Source organism: Longimicrobium sp., assembly GCF_036399255.1.
Lineage (GTDB): Bacteria > Gemmatimonadota > Gemmatimonadetes > Longimicrobiales > Longimicrobiaceae > Longimicrobium.
On sequence record NZ_DASWNM010000121.1, the window covers coordinates 95,932 to 109,166 of the forward strand.

The window sequence follows — 13,235 nt, forward strand, 5'->3', positions numbered from 1 at the left end:
CGTCCGGGAGATGCCGCCGATCTGTTCGGCTGCGTCACGGTAGGTCGTGCGCCCAGCAATGATTCGCTCGCGCACCCGGCCTCGCAAGAGGTCCGCACGATCAGCACGTTCAGGCTTCAAGGTCTTGACAGACGGGACAGACGGGACTAAAATCCGGATGAAGGTCCGTGAACAAACATGAAGGCCCGTGAAGGTTTCGCGCAAGGAGAATCGGGAAATGGCCCGTCGCCGCCGGGGCAAGGATGAGATGTACACGCCCGCTGAGGCAGCGGCTTACGTGGGTACCCAGCTGTACGGACGGCCGTACGCGCTCGGCACCTTCTACAACCTGCGCTGGGCGCGTGTGATGGCGGAGCCTGACGAGATCGTCCGTACGCGCCCCCGCTGGTCCCGGTCCACGCTGGACCGGTGGGTGGCCGGGCAGAAGCAGTTGCGCGTCCGTGCCAGCGCCAGCGGCGGCGGCCAGGACGCCCCGCGATGACGCGGGAGGATGAGCGGCGGGCCTACTGGGAGGCGAAGGTGCCGAGTGATTGGGACCTGATCCCTCTCAAGGATGTGCACCGGGTGATCAACCGTGGTCAGTCGAGGGAGCTGTTCACGCTGAAGTGGCTGCAGCGCCGGGCAGCCGCGGGGCACATGGGGGCCATGGGGGGCCGCGAGACGCGGCTGGGCTGGTACCGCGTCCGCCGCGGCGACCTGATCGAGTTCCTCGTCGGTCTCGACGTCACGCTGGCGCCGGGCGCGGAGGAGGAGGTGCCGCCCCGCGCCGCCCGCCAAAAGCGGCGGCGGAAGCGGCGGCACGGGCGGCGGCGCCAGAAGCAGCAGTGGTCGCAGATGAGCCTCCTGGACGACGGCGCCGGCGCGGCCGGCAAAAGTGGGGCCCGTGTAGCCGCCGAAGTGCATGAGCCCCCCGCAGTCGTAGCACGCGCGGTAGGAGCGCGGGTACCGCTCGAACAGTCGCAGATGAGCCTCCTGGACGACGGCGCCGGCGCGGCCGGCAAAAGTGGCGAAGCTCGCCAGTAGTCGCCGGACCAGAAAAGCTAGCAACGGCGCGAAACCGCACCTCGCAAAGTGGCGAAATTTCGCCAATTTGGCCGCTATGGACGGGCAGGGGGTGGGGCGGAACACCCGCGCGAAACCGAAGCACACCCGCGAAAGGAGCCTTTTGATGAGCAACACCGACCTGTACGAGCCGCTGTACCGCGCCAGCGTGGCCGAGGGCCACGACCAGCACCGCCAGCTGCTGGAGATCACCTCGGTCCTAGTTCGCGTGGACTTCCGCGCGGCCGAGCGGGTGCTTGAGGCGCTCGAGGCGCCCGGCGCCATCCCCGCGGGCGCCGAGTGGGCGGCCGCCCGGGCGGAGCTGGCCGGCAGGCTCAAGAGCCTGATCGACGAAGGTCGCTTCGTCTACGAGGTCAAGCAGCGGGCGGAGCGCGACGAGCGTGCCCGCGCCGCCCGCAGGCGCAAGGAGGACCGCGAGACCGCCCGCCTCCGCAAGGAGCACGGCCGCACCGCCGCGGGGCTCGAGCGCGACCTGGCGGCGCGGGTCTCCTCGGCCTCCGGTACTTCCAACACCCGCATGCGGAAGGTCGGCTCATGAACGCCTCTACCCATCGCGCGCTCTCGGACCGGGCGCTGGAGCTCTGCATCCAGTACAACGACGGGATCGCGCCCGCCACGACGGAGATGCACTGGCGCCGGGGCACCTTCAACCGGGACTTCTTCAACGGCGCGGTCCTGCGGCTGCTGGCCGGCGAAGACGCGCGCGGCGTCCTCTTCAGCGCCTACGACTCGGCCGCCGCGGTCGAGGCGGTCACCCGGCTGGTGGAGCGGTGGACGGCGAGCGACGGCGCGGCCGCCGGGGAGTACGCGGAGCCGTGGCGGATCGAGGTGTTGGACGACGACATCGAGGTGATCAGGACCGCCGACGGGCGGGGGCTGATGATCCTGGACGACGAGTCGGACCCGCGCATCCAGAACCGCGTGGTGGCCTGCGTGAACGCGTGCGCCGGCACCGCCGACCCGGCGGCCGTCGTCGAGGTGCTCCGGGAAATCGTCAACGATGGCTTCGGCGCGGTCGACACCAGCGAGGAACCGGTGTGCTGGTTCTGCTTCGCCGACTACCCGGAGGACGCGGACGCCATGGAACACCGGGATACGTGCCCGTGGGTGCGCGCCCGCCGCGCACTCGGCCTCCAGGTGCCGCCCGCCGCGCCCGCCGTGGAAGGAGACCGCCTCGATGGGTGGTGATGCGGTCTGGCCCCGCCCGGCCGCCGCCAACCCGCCGGTCGACCTCGCCTGGTGCGCCGCTGCCTACGATTGCCGCAGCGAGCCCGCTGAGCTCCGCGCCGAAGAGGCCGTGTCCACTCCGTCACGCACTGCCGCCGGGCGGCAGTCGGCCGATCCGAAAATCCAGTGAATACGGGCATGCTCGCTCCGCAGACTGCCGCCGCGGCGGCAGTGCCGAACACTCTGGACGACCTGATGCGGCGCGTCCCGGAGGACCAGCGCGAGCTGGCGGAGCTGGTCCGGCGCATCGGCCAGGCGGGGGCGTTCGGCCTCGCGTCCTCCTTCGCCGACGTGTCGTTCCTGGTGACGGTGCAGGAGATCAAGGACTCGGGCGCGTACACGCGCCTCGGCCTCACATGGGAAGAGTTCTGCCGCCGCCTGCCGGGCGCCAGGAGGTCCCGCAGCTCGATCGACGAGCAGCTCCGGATCCTGGACGACCTCGGCGCGGACTTCGTGCGCCTCGCCGGCGACCTGGGGCTGCAGCGCCGCACTCTCCGGGGCCTCCGTAAGGTGGAGCCGGACGCGCTGCCGCGGCTGCTGGAGAGCGGGGAGGTGGAGTTCCCGGACGGCCGCCGCGTGCCGAACTCGCCCGAGTACCGCGAAGAGATGCGCGAGGCCATGGAGGACCTGGCCGCCAAACTCACGGAGCTGCAGGACCACGTGGGCGACGGCATGAAGCAGATGAAGGACCTTGCCGGCGAGCTCACGAAGGCCAAGGCCGAGCTGCTGGACGCGAGGAAGCGCGGCGAGGCGGCGCAGCTGGACCCGATCAGCGAGCAGTGGACGCACGCGTTCCGGGAGGTGCGGCTGCTGGCGGACATGGTGCTGACCGGCCGGCCGGACCCGGCGCTCGTGCTCAACTGGAGCCGCCAGCTGATGATCGACATGAACGCGCTGCTGGCCTACGCCAACGGCCCCGCCGGGGACGACTTCGACCCGGACGAGCTGGAGAGCGCGGGCGGGGAAGGAGGGGTGCAATCGCGATGAACGGAAGCGCGGGCTTCGATCGCCCGCGCGCTGGGGGGGGCCGAGGCATCATCATCATCAAACCTCTAGGGAAAAAGTGAACACTTCGATGAAACTCAAGCTGAAGCTGGAAGACCTCGCTGTGGTCACATTCGTGGCGGGCTACGATGCGAGCAGCAAGTATGGCACCGTCCGGGGCGCGCAGGCGGAGCTGCCGACGGTGGAATACGGCACCAACGGAACCTGCCCGCAGCCCGGCACTTGTCCAGGCGGTAGCGCAGCCTGCCCGAGGCCGAGCGTACCCGGCACGTGCGCGGCGCTTCCCACACAAGAGTGCGCCGCCACGTGCTACTGGACGTGCACGGTGACCGAGTGTCAGGGCGGCGGGGGCACGGGCACGGCAGTGCAAACCTGCAACGCGTGTGGTGACGGCAACACAACCATCGAGACCGCAGTCTACCCCTGCGTACCGACGGACAGCTGATGCACTCCACTGGCTCCGGCGGGCAGAGCCCCGCAGCGCAAGCACCGGCGTCCTGCCCGCCGGGCTCCCACGACGCCCTTCAGGCCGCCCCCGGGGAGGGGGCGGCCTCGGCGGCCACGTCCCGCTGGCTGATCGACGGCGAGTGGGTCGAGGCCCGCCTCCCTGTCCTGGACATCAGCAGCTACATCACCCGCTGCGTCGGGTGCGGCGTCGCCGCCGTCGACCCGGGCGGCACGCCCTTCTGCACCCGGTGCGCGGCGAAACCGCCGGCCTGCACCGCGCCGGGCTGCGTGGGCGGACGCGTGCTCGCGGGCGGCACCTCCCGCGCCTGCGTCGCGTGCAGCGGTGAAGGTGCCCGATGACTAACTCGATGACGAGCCTCACTCCGGACGGCGAGATCGCGGTGGCCCGCTACGTCACCCCGGCACTGACGATCCGCCTCGCCGGCCAGGAGTTCCCGCTTCCGCTCCGCGCGCCGTTCCTGGCCGTCGCCGGCACTTCGGTGGAAATCCGGTACCGGCACGGGGACCTGACACGGATCTCGGTGCTGGTGGACGGCGCCTACTACCTGATCCCCGCAGCGGCTGCCAGCCGGGCGGAGGAGGATGCGGAAACCCGCGCCGCGGCCGGGCTGATGGATAACTACGTGCGCAGAACCCGCGACGCGCTGCCCGCACCGACGTACACTGTCGGGAGCCGGCGTCTCCATGAGTTCGACGAGCTGGACGGCATGTGCGGGCGCTGCGGCGTGGAGATCGACGACGCCGAGGACGCCGGTGATGACTGCACGGGCTACGATCCGATAATCGAGGTGGGCGCCGGCTTCGCACTCAGCATCGAGTGGGACCATGTCGAGGCCGACTTGATCCGCGAGCTCCGCGATCGCTGTCACACCGCCCTCGCCCAGCGCGAGTACGGACGGCGCGACCTGGTGACGGACCGGGATGCTGCGCGCGATCTCGGCTGGCAACTGCTCGCCGTCGGCATGACGGTGCACGCGCGGCCGCTCACCGACGGTGAACGGGCCCAGTTCCGCGCGCGCGGCGACGTGCCGGTGGCGCTCTTCGACCTGGACAACGCCTGGCTCGTGGAGGCGTACTGATGCCGCCGCGCCCGCCAGCCGAAGTCCGCAGCGTCGTGCCGCAGCGCCACGAGAGCTACCGGTCGTGGCTCCTGGTCCCGGTCACGGACATCAACTTCACCAGCGCCGTGGAGACGGCGCCACGCGACGTCCTCGCAGCCGTTCTCGCCGACCGCGGGGACGTGCCGGGCAACACCAAGCGCTGCGCGGCGATCCGCCGGCGTCTCCGGTGGATCGACTCCGGCGCCGCGGCCGACGCGGCGCCCGCTCCTGCCCCGGAGGCGATGGAGTGGGGCTGCAGGTACTGCGACGCGATCGGAAGCCGGATGCCGGCAACCCTGCGGTGCGGTTGTGACGCGTACCTGATGCTTCGCCCCGCGCGGCGGCAGGCGGTGCCCGCGTGAAGCCGGCCGCCTCCATCGTAACGCAGCTGAGCGCGATCCTCGGCGCCGGTGAGGAGCTATGCGTGATCTACTGGGGCCTGAGCATCCCGGGAGCCGAGCCCATGTGGCGCTCTCTCGCCGTCAGCGCGAGCGAGCCCACCGCGAACCCCGGCGCTCGCACGCGCATCCTGGGAATGCTGTCGCACGCCGAGGTTCGCGGCGGCGAGTGGCACGACACGGCCGCGCCGGCTGGGTTCGTGGAGACGTACACCACGACGCACGGCGACTCAGGCTCGCTCCGCGGCTCGCTCGCCGGTCCCGACGTACTCATCCCACTCCCGTCCGCCTGAGCCGCCCCGCCGTGCCGCGCGTCTCCAAGCTCACCCCGCCCCAGCGCAAGGATCTCGTAACCGCCGCGGAATCCATCGCCGAGGGCCAGCGCCGCGTCTTCGCGCAGGAGCAGGCGCAGCTGCTCGGCTGCCACGTCTCCACCATCTACCGAGCGCTCGAGGAGGCGACCCCGGTGCGCGGGCGCAAGCGCCGCAAGGACGCGGGGAGCCTCAAGGCGGTGGACGAGGACACGTTCCTCGACCTGGCGGCGCTGACGGTCAAGTTCGAGTTCGACGCGGAGAGCGCCATCGACGTGCTTAACGCAAATCGGCAGAAGCTGGGCCTCGCGCCTGTCGACATCACGCCAGCGACGCTCAGGCGCCAGCTCGCACAGCACCAGGTGAGCCGCCGCCACAACGGGATGGACCTGCGGATCCACCGGAGCTGGCAGGCTCCGTACTCGAACCACACGCACCAATTCGATTCCACCGTCGCGCGCTGCTATTACATCGACCACGGCGGATCGATCGGGCACGAGACGCCGGAGGCGCTCAACAAGAACAAGGACGGCAACGGCCGCCCCCGCGTGTGGCTCATTCACGGCATCGACGACTTCAGCCGCACCAAGTGGGGGCGCTTCTACACATCGGAGGCCGCCGTGTCCTGGCGCGACCTGATGCTGCGGGCTTGGGCGAAGCCGGCGGATCCGTCCTACTGGCCCGCCTACGGCCTCCCCGAGCAGGTCTACTCCGACCAGGGCAGCGGTCTCAAGAGCAAGGAGCTCACGCGCGTGCTCGACGAGCTCGGCGTCAGGTACCGCATGGCCGATCCGTCCACCCCGACGGAAACCAACGCCCAGGCGAAGGGCAAGGTGGAGCGGGGCATCGCGATCATCCAGGCGTTCGAGCGCTTCACGCAGATGAAGCGCTTCCAGGGCCTGGACGAGATGAACTTCTGGTTCGAGAAGCACCTGGTCTACCTGAACCGCCGCGAGCACTCGGTCACGCGCCAGAGCCCCTTCCACCGCTGGCTCGGCGGGATGCGGGACCAGCCGCTCAGGCTTCTGCCCCCGCAGGAGGTGGTTGCCCGGATGCTCTTCATCCCGACCGACCGCCGTGTCAGCAAGACGATGACGATCGAGCTCGAGGGCAAGACCTACCAGCTGCCGGACCGGGAGCCCTTCATCAGCTACCGCCAGGGCCGGGTGCCGGTCCGGTACCGGAAGCACGACCTGTCGAAGATCATCGTGGTGCTGGACCGGGAGGAGTACGAGATCGAGGCGGTGATCGCCGAGCCTGACGTCGCCGGCGACTTCAAGTCCTCCCCCGTCCCGCAGGCCGTGGTGCTGAAGAGGGAGCTGCAGCAGCGCGACCTGTCGCACCTGGATCCGCACCTCGTGCACGACTACCGGCTCGATCGCACGGCCGAGACGTTCGTCGCACGTCTGAATGAAGTGGAGCACCCGCTCACGGCCGCCGCCGCGACCGCGGCTGTCCGAATGATCCGCCGCGGCAAGGCGATCGATCGCCTCGCGGCGGACAGCGTCATCTGCACGCCACCCACGCCGGCAGAGCGCACGGCGCTGGACACGCTGTTCGCCGGCCGGCCGGAGATCCCCGAGGCCGAGCTGAAGCAGTGGATCGACGACTACACCCGCCGGGCACCCGAGCAGCCGCACACGCTGCTCGCGCTGGCCTGAACAAGAGACGTTTCTCCTTTACGGAAAGGATCGACAGCAATGCCCAAGACAACAACGACCCTCACGCTCCAGCACGAGGAGACCTACGCCGGCACGTGCCCGGTCAGCGGCTGCGGCAAACCCATCGTCGTCACCTGGAAGGGCAGCGAGCGCACCGCCGGGCTTTCCGGCCGCGACGTCGCGCTGCGAACACTACGTCCGCGCCTGGATCGTGGGCGCGGACGGCCGGCGGCGCGCCGAGTTCTATGTGGCGCCGGCGCCCACTTCCCCGGCCGCCTGACCAGGGACATGCATCCTTCGCTTCAGGGTTCAGGGGCGGCGACGACGCCCGCGGCCGGCGTCATCCCGCCCGGCGCGTGCGCGGTCTGCGGCGCGGTGGTCGCGCGCAGCACGCTGCAGCGCGATCCCGCGCTCGGCGAGGCGTGCATCCTCTGCCGGCGCCAGGCCGACACAATCCGGATCCGCCTGTCGATCGCACAGGGGCGCCAGCAGCAGGAGCTCGAGAGCCAGCTGAGGCGGATGGTGACCGACGTCCGCTCCGGCTGCGACCTGCCCACCTTTGACCAGCCGGACTTCGAATGATCCACGTCACCGTCCGCGGCAGCCGCAGCTCGGTTCCGAAGCTGCTGGACAGCGCGCTGGACGCGCAGCTGCGGGGAGCTTGTTCGGCGGGCGATGCGGGGGGCGGCGATGCCCTGCGCCCCTACCTGGCTCTCGGGTCGGCAGCCCGCCGAGCGCGCGAGGCGGTTGCGCGACTGATCAAAGACGCGCCGAACAGAAGCGACGTCCAGGTGCAGGTGACGGCCGACCAGGACCCCGCCGGCGGGTGGTCGGCAACCGTCTATGTCGGCGTGATCCCGCCGGCGGCCGCGGCGCCGGCCGGACGCGGGAGGAAGAGGTGAGCGGCGGCCGGCCAGCGACGAAGGCGCCCGCCGCGGCGATCAACCCGTTCCGCGCAAGGCGGTACCTGGAGGACAAGGGTGTGTCGCTGGGCGCCCTGGTCGCGCGGTTCGGATGGAGCGCGACGACGTGGAGCCGGTTCCTGAACCGCGCCCGGCCGCTCGAGGGCGGCACCGCGATGGTGGAGCGCCTGCTCGAGGAGCGTGCGATCGAGGTGCCGCCGGACCTTTGGGAGCCGGAGTCGGGCCGGACGGTCGTCGCTCCGGGCGATGCGCCGGCACACCGCTCCACTCCTCTTATGTCCGGCCAGACCAAGAAGGACCAGGTACTCACCACCCCGTACTCGGAGGTATTCATGCTCGCGCAGTTCCTGAGCGACGGGGCGCGCAGACGCTTCGGGCTTTTCAACAACCCCTTCGCCGCCTCGGCGCTGTACGACGACGAGGGCCAGCCGCGGCTCGACCACATCTTCCTCTCCCGCGCACAGGCGTCCGTGCGGCTGCTGCTGACCCAGGCCGCCACCGGCGGCGGCTTTAGCGCCGTCTACGGTCCGCCGGGGACGGGCAAGACCACGCTCCGCGCACGCGCCATGGCCGACGCGGCCGCGATCACGGAGCCGCACCGCCTGGTGGTCGTCACGCCGGCCAACATCGAGCGCCGCAAGATGGAGCTCGGCCACATCGTGATGGAGCTGCTCCGCGAGCTCACCGACGATGCGGTCCCGCAGGCCACCAACGCGCGCGACGCGAAGCTGGAGGCGGTGCTGCTGCGCTACCACAAGGACCGGCACCGCATCGTCCTCCTGATCGAGGACGCGCACGAGCTGAGGCCCGAGACGCTCAAGGACCTGAAGCGCCTGCACGAGGGACGGCACGGCTTCATGCCACTGCTCGGCATCATCTTGATCGGGCAGCCGGACCTCGGGGTGAAGCTGGATCCGGCGCGCAACCCGTTGCTCACAGAGGTCGCACTGCGTGCGGTCAAGGTCGAGCTGCCGGCACTCGCGGAAGGCGAGATCCGGTCCTATCTCGCCAGCAGGCTCGCACTCGTCGGTGATCGCCACGTGGACCACGTGTTCGCTCCCGCGGCGGTTGCGGAAATGGAGCGGCTGCTGGCAACGCCCAAGGGCGAGGGCCAGCCCTCGCGCCCAAGGACGCCGCTCGTCCTCAACAACCTGGCAGTCGGCGCGCTTAACTGTGCAAATGCGCGCGGCGAGGACCTGGTGACGGCGGAGACGGTCAAGGATGTTCTGGCTGCGAAGTCGCCGGCGCTGCAAGCGTGGGGCGCCGCGTGAGCGCGCGGAAGGGAGTCGTGGCCCTGATGGAGCCGCCCGGGGGCTGCGCGCTCGGCTTTCACGATTGGCGACCCGTGGCCGGGACGGGCCGCCACGACTATCAGGAGTGCCGCAGGTGCAGCGCCCGGCGAGTCGTCGACCGGCACCCGTTCTCGGCCCCCACCGAGACGGTGGACCTGGAGTGGATCTGCCGGGCTCACGCCGTCCCCGCGCCGGACCGGTGCGCGTGCATCATGGGCAGCGGGCGCGTGGTCCTGGAGGTTGAAGCACTCGACACGGCCGCGGCGCCGGCGGCGGGCGCGGCATGATGGCCGCGGGGACGAACACCGCCGAGTACGCGCCGAGCAAGGGCTGCATCGGCTGCCCGCATCGCGGTACCTGCCATCCCACCAGGAAGCGTATTTACGACCTCGCTCTGGATACGGGGCGCCACTACCAGTGCCCGTTCTACAAGGGGATCACGGAAAAGCTGAGGGCGAGGGCAGGACTGGCCTTGCTGCCGGACTGGCTCCGGCGAATCTGTCGCCCGTGGGAGGACAGCCGGTGATGACTTCCGCCACCCAGCTCCGGGAGCACGTCGCGCGGATGGTGTCCGAGCACGGGCACCTGGCTGTCGCGACCGCCGCCGTCCTGTCGATCGGGGGCTACGCGCACACGGGTATGTGCACGGCCGCCGGCGCCGCCAACGAACCGCTGCGCTATGAAGCGACCGCCGCCGAAGCGCTGGGACTCCGTGTCTCGGCCGAGCTGCGCAGCGCGCTCCGCGACCTGCGCCGCGCCGCCGGCCACCAGACCTACTGCACCGTGCTCACGGTCCTGGTCGCCGAGTACTCGCTCCGGGGCGCCCGCGCGTCGGCCGTCGATGAGCTGAGCAGCCAGGCCGGTGAGCCTACGGCAGCTCCACCGTACTGCCCGGGCTGCCGCGAGCGGCTCGCGGCCGGGGCGCTCTGGAAGCAGACGCTAGCCAGGACCCGCGCCGCTACGGCTGCTGCTCCCTCGACGCAGGAGGCAGAGAATGGCTGAGCGCGGAGGAAAGGGCGACGTCGCTAACCAGAAAGCCCGCTGGCGCAAGCGCCAGCGCGAGCGCCGCGACCGGGACCCCGTGTTCGCCACGCGGTGGCGCGCGCAGCGGAGGTACGAGAAGGCGTGCGCTCGCCATGTCCGTGCGTGCGCTCGCGCGCTATCGGTGGGGCTGCCTGTCCCCCCGCCCCCGAAGCGCCCGGACGAGCAGGTCCAGTACATGTTCGACGTCAATCCGACGCGCTGCCGAACCTGCAACGGCGCGATCGCGGATGGCGCCCTGTACTGCAAGCGCGCTCGCTGCAATCCGCACATCTGGAACGCGGTACGGCGCGGAAAGCAGCGGTAGCGGCATGGATCACCAGCTCGCCCTTCATCTCGAGTCGACGCGGCCTCGGCTCGCCTGGGGATCTCTGGATCTCGAGGAGAGGGCGGTCGCGGCCGCGCTTCGGTGGGGGCGAGCGAATGCGCGGCAGGTGCCCGAGGTGGCCCGCGTCGCGGAGCTATCCGTCAGGAAGACACAGAAGGTCATCAGCCAGCTGATCCTCGTGCACCACTGGCCCATCGGAACCGGCATGACCACGCCGTTCGGTAACTACCTCATCGACAGCGCGGAGGAGCTCGAGGAGACCGTTACGCTGCTCCACGACCGCGCGGTCGCGGAGCTCACTCGCGCCGCCGCCCTGCGGCGTATGTCGCTCCAGGACTACCTGCGGCACGCGCAGCTGGAGCTGCGGCTCCCAAAGGCTTCATAGAAGGGGGGGAAATCGCTTATGCCTACCCGGGCTCTGATCACAAAGATGTTCGCCGCGGCCGGCGAGGTCGGTATCGGGGAACCAGGGCTGCGCGACATTGTCGAGCACGTCAGCGGCCAGCGATCGACTCGCCGCCTGGACCGGAACCAGGCACAGGCCGTCCTGGACGCGCTCGTCCTGCTCGGCGCGCGTTCTGGCCGCGGGTCCGCGGGCAAGTCGTCCGGAAAACGACGGGTCGCTGGTGTCACGGCTATGATCAGCCCGGGTCACCGGCAGCTCATTGATGAGCTGCGCCGGGAGATCGGTGGCGACTTCGTTCGCGACGCCTACTTCGCCGGCGTCTGCAACAGGGTGATCCGGAAGCCAGCGCCGCTCACCGCATCGGATGCGACGAGAGTCGTCGAGGCCCTCAAGAAGCGCCGCGACTGGGGGCTGAAGGGTGGATCGGGATGACGACGAGGGAGGCAGCCCAGCGGGCGTACTGGGAAGGCAAGCTCCCTCCGGACCTCGTACGGCTCAAGGACGTGCACCGCGCGATCAATCGCGGGCAACCGCGCGAGCAGTTTTCGAAGAAGTGGCTCGAGCGGCAGGCGGCCGCCGGCAACATGGGCGCGATCGGTGGTCCCGGAACGCCGCTCTCCACCACTACCGGGTCAGGCGACACGAGCTCATAGAGTTCCTCACCAGCCTCGACGTGGTCGTCGGCGCTGGGGGCTACGGACGCCGACGCCGGGAACGCGTCTCCCCGCACGCTTGGCGCCGGGTCATCCGCGGGTGCGGCGGAAGAAGGCAGCGAAGAAGAAACAGACGCGGCGCGCTCGTGGCGCTAAAGACGCAACCCCCCGAGCCGGGGCGTCCGACCCACACGCCGGGTCCGCCGCGCAGCTGAGCTTCCTGGATGAGCACGGAGTAAATCGATGACCGAGTTCATTTTCCAGCGATGCCCCGGATGCGGGAGCCGGGTAGCCATCGGGTATAGAACCGACGGCATCACTGGCACGACGACGCCGTTCCGTAAGGGTTTTTGTCGCTGCGTTGCGACAGATGCGGACCGACAAGGCGGCGCGGCGTACCTCCAGTCTGTGTTGGCGAAGAACAGGACGGGTTCTGCGGGGGATGCACATTGGAGACCCCGATCCGTGTTCGAATGCCGGCGCCGCACATTCGCGCCCGCCGCAGAGCGCGTTTGGATGCGCGTGTGATCAAACCAAGTCACGAAGCCAGCGATGTCACTGCAGAAGCCACGGCAGCCTCGCGGAAGCAGGGGAACAGTAAACCACACTCACTTCAACCACAGGAGCTCCCTTTGACCGCCACCCGCACTGGAATCGCTACCGCCGTAGCCGCACTGAAGGAGTACGTGGAGGGTCGTGGTCTGTCTCCTCGTGCTGCTGCCGCCGACACCGGGATTCCGGTGAACACGCTCCGTCGGATCATCGCTGGAGAAACAACCCCGCAGAGGCACACGGAAGCGGCGCTCCTCGCCTGGTTTGAGAGCCGAGAGGCAAAGGCGGGGGCTTCCGAAGGTGAGAGTCGAGGCAGCGTGGTGGCAGAGCCGGAGGCGGGCGCCAGAGATGGGGAACTCGACGCCGCGGATGATTCCTCCACCGCGCCGGCTGAGGCGGTTGTCCCGGCGAAGAGGGAACGCGAGCGGGCCCGGGACAGGGGCGAGGGGCCGGGGCTTCCCGCCGCCCGCCGCGAGACTTCGCGTCGGATCGTCGGAACTGCTGGGTGGGCCCGGCTCGAAGAGCGCGAGGACGGTTCGGCGACGCTGACCCTAAACCTTTGCCACCCGGACACGCTATCGGCGCGTAAGTTGTACCGCTTGCTGGAAGACGAAATCGCAGCGGCTGGCGCGCATGCCGATCTCGGAACTACTTTGGGCTCGTAATCGTCTCTCCGCGGGTCCGCGGCTCCCGGCCGTCTGACCCGCCCCCACCTTCAGTTATCGCTTTTCGTACCCCCCCTTATTTCGCGTTTCTCGACACGCGTCACCCTCCCCCGCGCTGTTTGCGGGGGAGGGCTTGGGGTGGG

The 13,235-nt window shown here is 70.0% G+C and carries 21 protein-coding genes; 20 read left to right on the forward strand and 1 reads right to left on the reverse strand.

The window, feature by feature from the left end:
- Positions 1-247: 247 nt before the first annotated feature.
- From VGC13_RS22355 to VGC13_RS22380, 6 genes are all read left to right on the forward strand, one after another.
- Entirely contained in the window at positions 248-481 is a 234-nt protein-coding gene (locus VGC13_RS22355) for a hypothetical protein (RefSeq protein ID WP_331127516.1), read from the forward strand.
- Complete coding sequence (locus VGC13_RS22360; RefSeq protein ID WP_331127517.1) at positions 478-1,023, forward strand: hypothetical protein; 546 nt, start codon at positions 478-480, stop codon at positions 1,021-1,023. The genes VGC13_RS22355 and VGC13_RS22360 overlap by 4 nt, the downstream gene beginning before the upstream one ends.
- A gap of 145 nt (positions 1,024-1,168) precedes the next feature.
- The gene (locus VGC13_RS22365; RefSeq protein WP_331127518.1) at positions 1,169-1,600 is read left to right on the forward strand and encodes a hypothetical protein; all 432 of its coding nucleotides are present in this window, start codon (positions 1,169-1,171) and stop codon (positions 1,598-1,600) included.
- Positions 1,597-2,250, forward strand: a complete 654-nt coding sequence (locus tag VGC13_RS22370) for a hypothetical protein (RefSeq protein ID WP_331127519.1) — start codon at positions 1,597-1,599, stop codon at positions 2,248-2,250. Before VGC13_RS22365 ends, VGC13_RS22370 begins: the two co-directional genes overlap by 4 nt.
- A gap of 210 nt (positions 2,251-2,460) precedes the next feature.
- Positions 2,461-3,276, forward strand: coding sequence for a hypothetical protein (locus VGC13_RS22375; RefSeq protein WP_331127520.1), 816 nt, complete (start codon positions 2,461-2,463; stop codon positions 3,274-3,276).
- 88 nt (positions 3,277-3,364) lie between these two features.
- On the forward strand, positions 3,365-3,739 hold the full coding sequence (locus tag VGC13_RS22380) for a hypothetical protein (protein WP_331127521.1): 375 nt from the start codon (positions 3,365-3,367) through the stop codon (positions 3,737-3,739).
- Between the two features lie 181 nt (positions 3,740-3,920).
- Here the strand turns inward: VGC13_RS22380 and VGC13_RS22385 are convergent, their stop codons facing one another.
- Positions 3,921-4,058 (reverse strand): hypothetical protein, encoded by a 138-nt coding sequence (locus tag VGC13_RS22385; protein ID WP_331127522.1) that lies wholly within the window; start codon positions 4,056-4,058, stop codon positions 3,921-3,923.
- Positions 4,059-4,097: 39 nt separating this feature from the next.
- Between VGC13_RS22385 and VGC13_RS22390 the strand changes: the two genes are divergently transcribed.
- The 14 genes from VGC13_RS22390 to VGC13_RS22455 all read left to right on the forward strand — a co-directional run bounded on the left by VGC13_RS22390 (position 4,098) and on the right by VGC13_RS22455 (position 13,092).
- Positions 4,098-4,841 (forward strand): hypothetical protein, encoded by a 744-nt coding sequence (locus tag VGC13_RS22390; RefSeq protein ID WP_331127523.1) that lies wholly within the window; start codon positions 4,098-4,100, stop codon positions 4,839-4,841.
- Between the two features lie 35 nt (positions 4,842-4,876).
- Entirely contained in the window at positions 4,877-5,224 is a 348-nt protein-coding gene (locus VGC13_RS22395) for a hypothetical protein (protein ID WP_331127524.1), read from the forward strand.
- A gap of 101 nt (positions 5,225-5,325) precedes the next feature.
- Positions 5,326-5,553, forward strand: coding sequence for a hypothetical protein (locus tag VGC13_RS22400; protein ID WP_331127525.1), 228 nt, complete (start codon positions 5,326-5,328; stop codon positions 5,551-5,553).
- Positions 5,554-5,564: 11 nt separating this feature from the next.
- Positions 5,565-7,232 carry a DDE-type integrase/transposase/recombinase gene (locus tag VGC13_RS22405; RefSeq protein ID WP_331127526.1) on the forward strand — a complete coding sequence of 556 codons (1,668 nt, stop codon included), beginning with the start codon at positions 5,565-5,567 and terminating at the stop codon, positions 7,230-7,232.
- A gap of 39 nt (positions 7,233-7,271) precedes the next feature.
- Positions 7,272-7,814: a hypothetical protein gene (locus tag VGC13_RS22410; RefSeq protein WP_331127527.1), complete on the forward strand. Its 543-nt coding sequence runs from the start codon at positions 7,272-7,274 to the stop codon at positions 7,812-7,814.
- Positions 7,811-8,134: a hypothetical protein gene (locus tag VGC13_RS22415; RefSeq protein WP_331127528.1), complete on the forward strand. Its 324-nt coding sequence runs from the start codon at positions 7,811-7,813 to the stop codon at positions 8,132-8,134. The genes VGC13_RS22410 and VGC13_RS22415 overlap by 4 nt, the downstream gene beginning before the upstream one ends.
- Entirely contained in the window at positions 8,131-9,426 is a 1,296-nt protein-coding gene (locus tag VGC13_RS22420; protein ID WP_331127529.1) for an ExeA family protein, read from the forward strand. Before VGC13_RS22415 ends, VGC13_RS22420 begins: the two co-directional genes overlap by 4 nt.
- A 74-nt stretch (positions 9,427-9,500) precedes the next feature.
- Complete coding sequence (locus tag VGC13_RS22425; RefSeq protein ID WP_331127530.1) at positions 9,501-9,734, forward strand: hypothetical protein; 234 nt, start codon at positions 9,501-9,503, stop codon at positions 9,732-9,734.
- A gap of 238 nt (positions 9,735-9,972) precedes the next feature.
- Positions 9,973-10,449 carry a hypothetical protein gene (locus tag VGC13_RS22430; RefSeq protein WP_331127531.1) on the forward strand — a complete coding sequence of 159 codons (477 nt, stop codon included), beginning with the start codon at positions 9,973-9,975 and terminating at the stop codon, positions 10,447-10,449.
- Positions 10,442-10,795, forward strand: a complete 354-nt coding sequence (locus tag VGC13_RS22435; protein WP_331127532.1) for a hypothetical protein — start codon at positions 10,442-10,444, stop codon at positions 10,793-10,795. The genes VGC13_RS22430 and VGC13_RS22435 overlap by 8 nt, the downstream gene beginning before the upstream one ends.
- A gap of 4 nt (positions 10,796-10,799) precedes the next feature.
- Entirely contained in the window at positions 10,800-11,201 is a 402-nt protein-coding gene (locus tag VGC13_RS22440) for a hypothetical protein (RefSeq protein WP_331127533.1), read from the forward strand.
- Between the two features lie 45 nt (positions 11,202-11,246).
- Positions 11,247-11,654, forward strand: coding sequence for a phage protein GemA/Gp16 family protein (locus VGC13_RS22445; protein WP_331127534.1), 408 nt, complete (start codon positions 11,247-11,249; stop codon positions 11,652-11,654).
- The gene (locus VGC13_RS22450; RefSeq protein ID WP_331127535.1) at positions 11,651-11,875 is read left to right on the forward strand and encodes a hypothetical protein; all 225 of its coding nucleotides are present in this window, start codon (positions 11,651-11,653) and stop codon (positions 11,873-11,875) included. Before VGC13_RS22445 ends, VGC13_RS22450 begins: the two co-directional genes overlap by 4 nt.
- A 632-nt stretch (positions 11,876-12,507) precedes the next feature.
- Complete coding sequence (locus VGC13_RS22455) at positions 12,508-13,092, forward strand: helix-turn-helix transcriptional regulator (protein ID WP_331127536.1); 585 nt, start codon at positions 12,508-12,510, stop codon at positions 13,090-13,092.
- Positions 13,093-13,235 lie beyond the last annotated feature (143 nt).

Coding starts and splice junctions, on each gene's coding strand:
- VGC13_RS22355 (WP_331127516.1), top strand. CDS start 248: ATGTACACGCCCGCTGAGGCAGCGGCTTACGTGGGTACCCAGCTGTAC.
- VGC13_RS22360 (WP_331127517.1), top strand. CDS start 478: ATGACGCGGGAGGATGAGCGGCGGGCCTACTGGGAGGCGAAGGTGCCG.
- VGC13_RS22365 (WP_331127518.1), top strand. CDS start 1,169: ATGAGCAACACCGACCTGTACGAGCCGCTGTACCGCGCCAGCGTGGCC.
- VGC13_RS22370 (WP_331127519.1), top strand. CDS start 1,597: ATGAACGCCTCTACCCATCGCGCGCTCTCGGACCGGGCGCTGGAGCTC.
- VGC13_RS22380 (WP_331127521.1), top strand. CDS start 3,365: ATGAAACTCAAGCTGAAGCTGGAAGACCTCGCTGTGGTCACATTCGTG.
- VGC13_RS22390 (WP_331127523.1), top strand. CDS start 4,098: ATGACTAACTCGATGACGAGCCTCACTCCGGACGGCGAGATCGCGGTG.
- VGC13_RS22400 (WP_331127525.1), top strand. CDS start 5,326: ATGTGGCGCTCTCTCGCCGTCAGCGCGAGCGAGCCCACCGCGAACCCC.
- VGC13_RS22410 (WP_331127527.1), top strand. CDS start 7,272: ATGCCCAAGACAACAACGACCCTCACGCTCCAGCACGAGGAGACCTAC.
- VGC13_RS22415 (WP_331127528.1), top strand. CDS start 7,811: ATGATCCACGTCACCGTCCGCGGCAGCCGCAGCTCGGTTCCGAAGCTG.
- VGC13_RS22430 (WP_331127531.1), top strand. CDS start 9,973: ATGACTTCCGCCACCCAGCTCCGGGAGCACGTCGCGCGGATGGTGTCC.
- VGC13_RS22435 (WP_331127532.1), top strand. CDS start 10,442: ATGGCTGAGCGCGGAGGAAAGGGCGACGTCGCTAACCAGAAAGCCCGC.
- VGC13_RS22440 (WP_331127533.1), top strand. CDS start 10,800: ATGGATCACCAGCTCGCCCTTCATCTCGAGTCGACGCGGCCTCGGCTC.
- VGC13_RS22445 (WP_331127534.1), top strand. CDS start 11,247: ATGTTCGCCGCGGCCGGCGAGGTCGGTATCGGGGAACCAGGGCTGCGC.
- VGC13_RS22450 (WP_331127535.1), top strand. CDS start 11,651: ATGACGACGAGGGAGGCAGCCCAGCGGGCGTACTGGGAAGGCAAGCTC.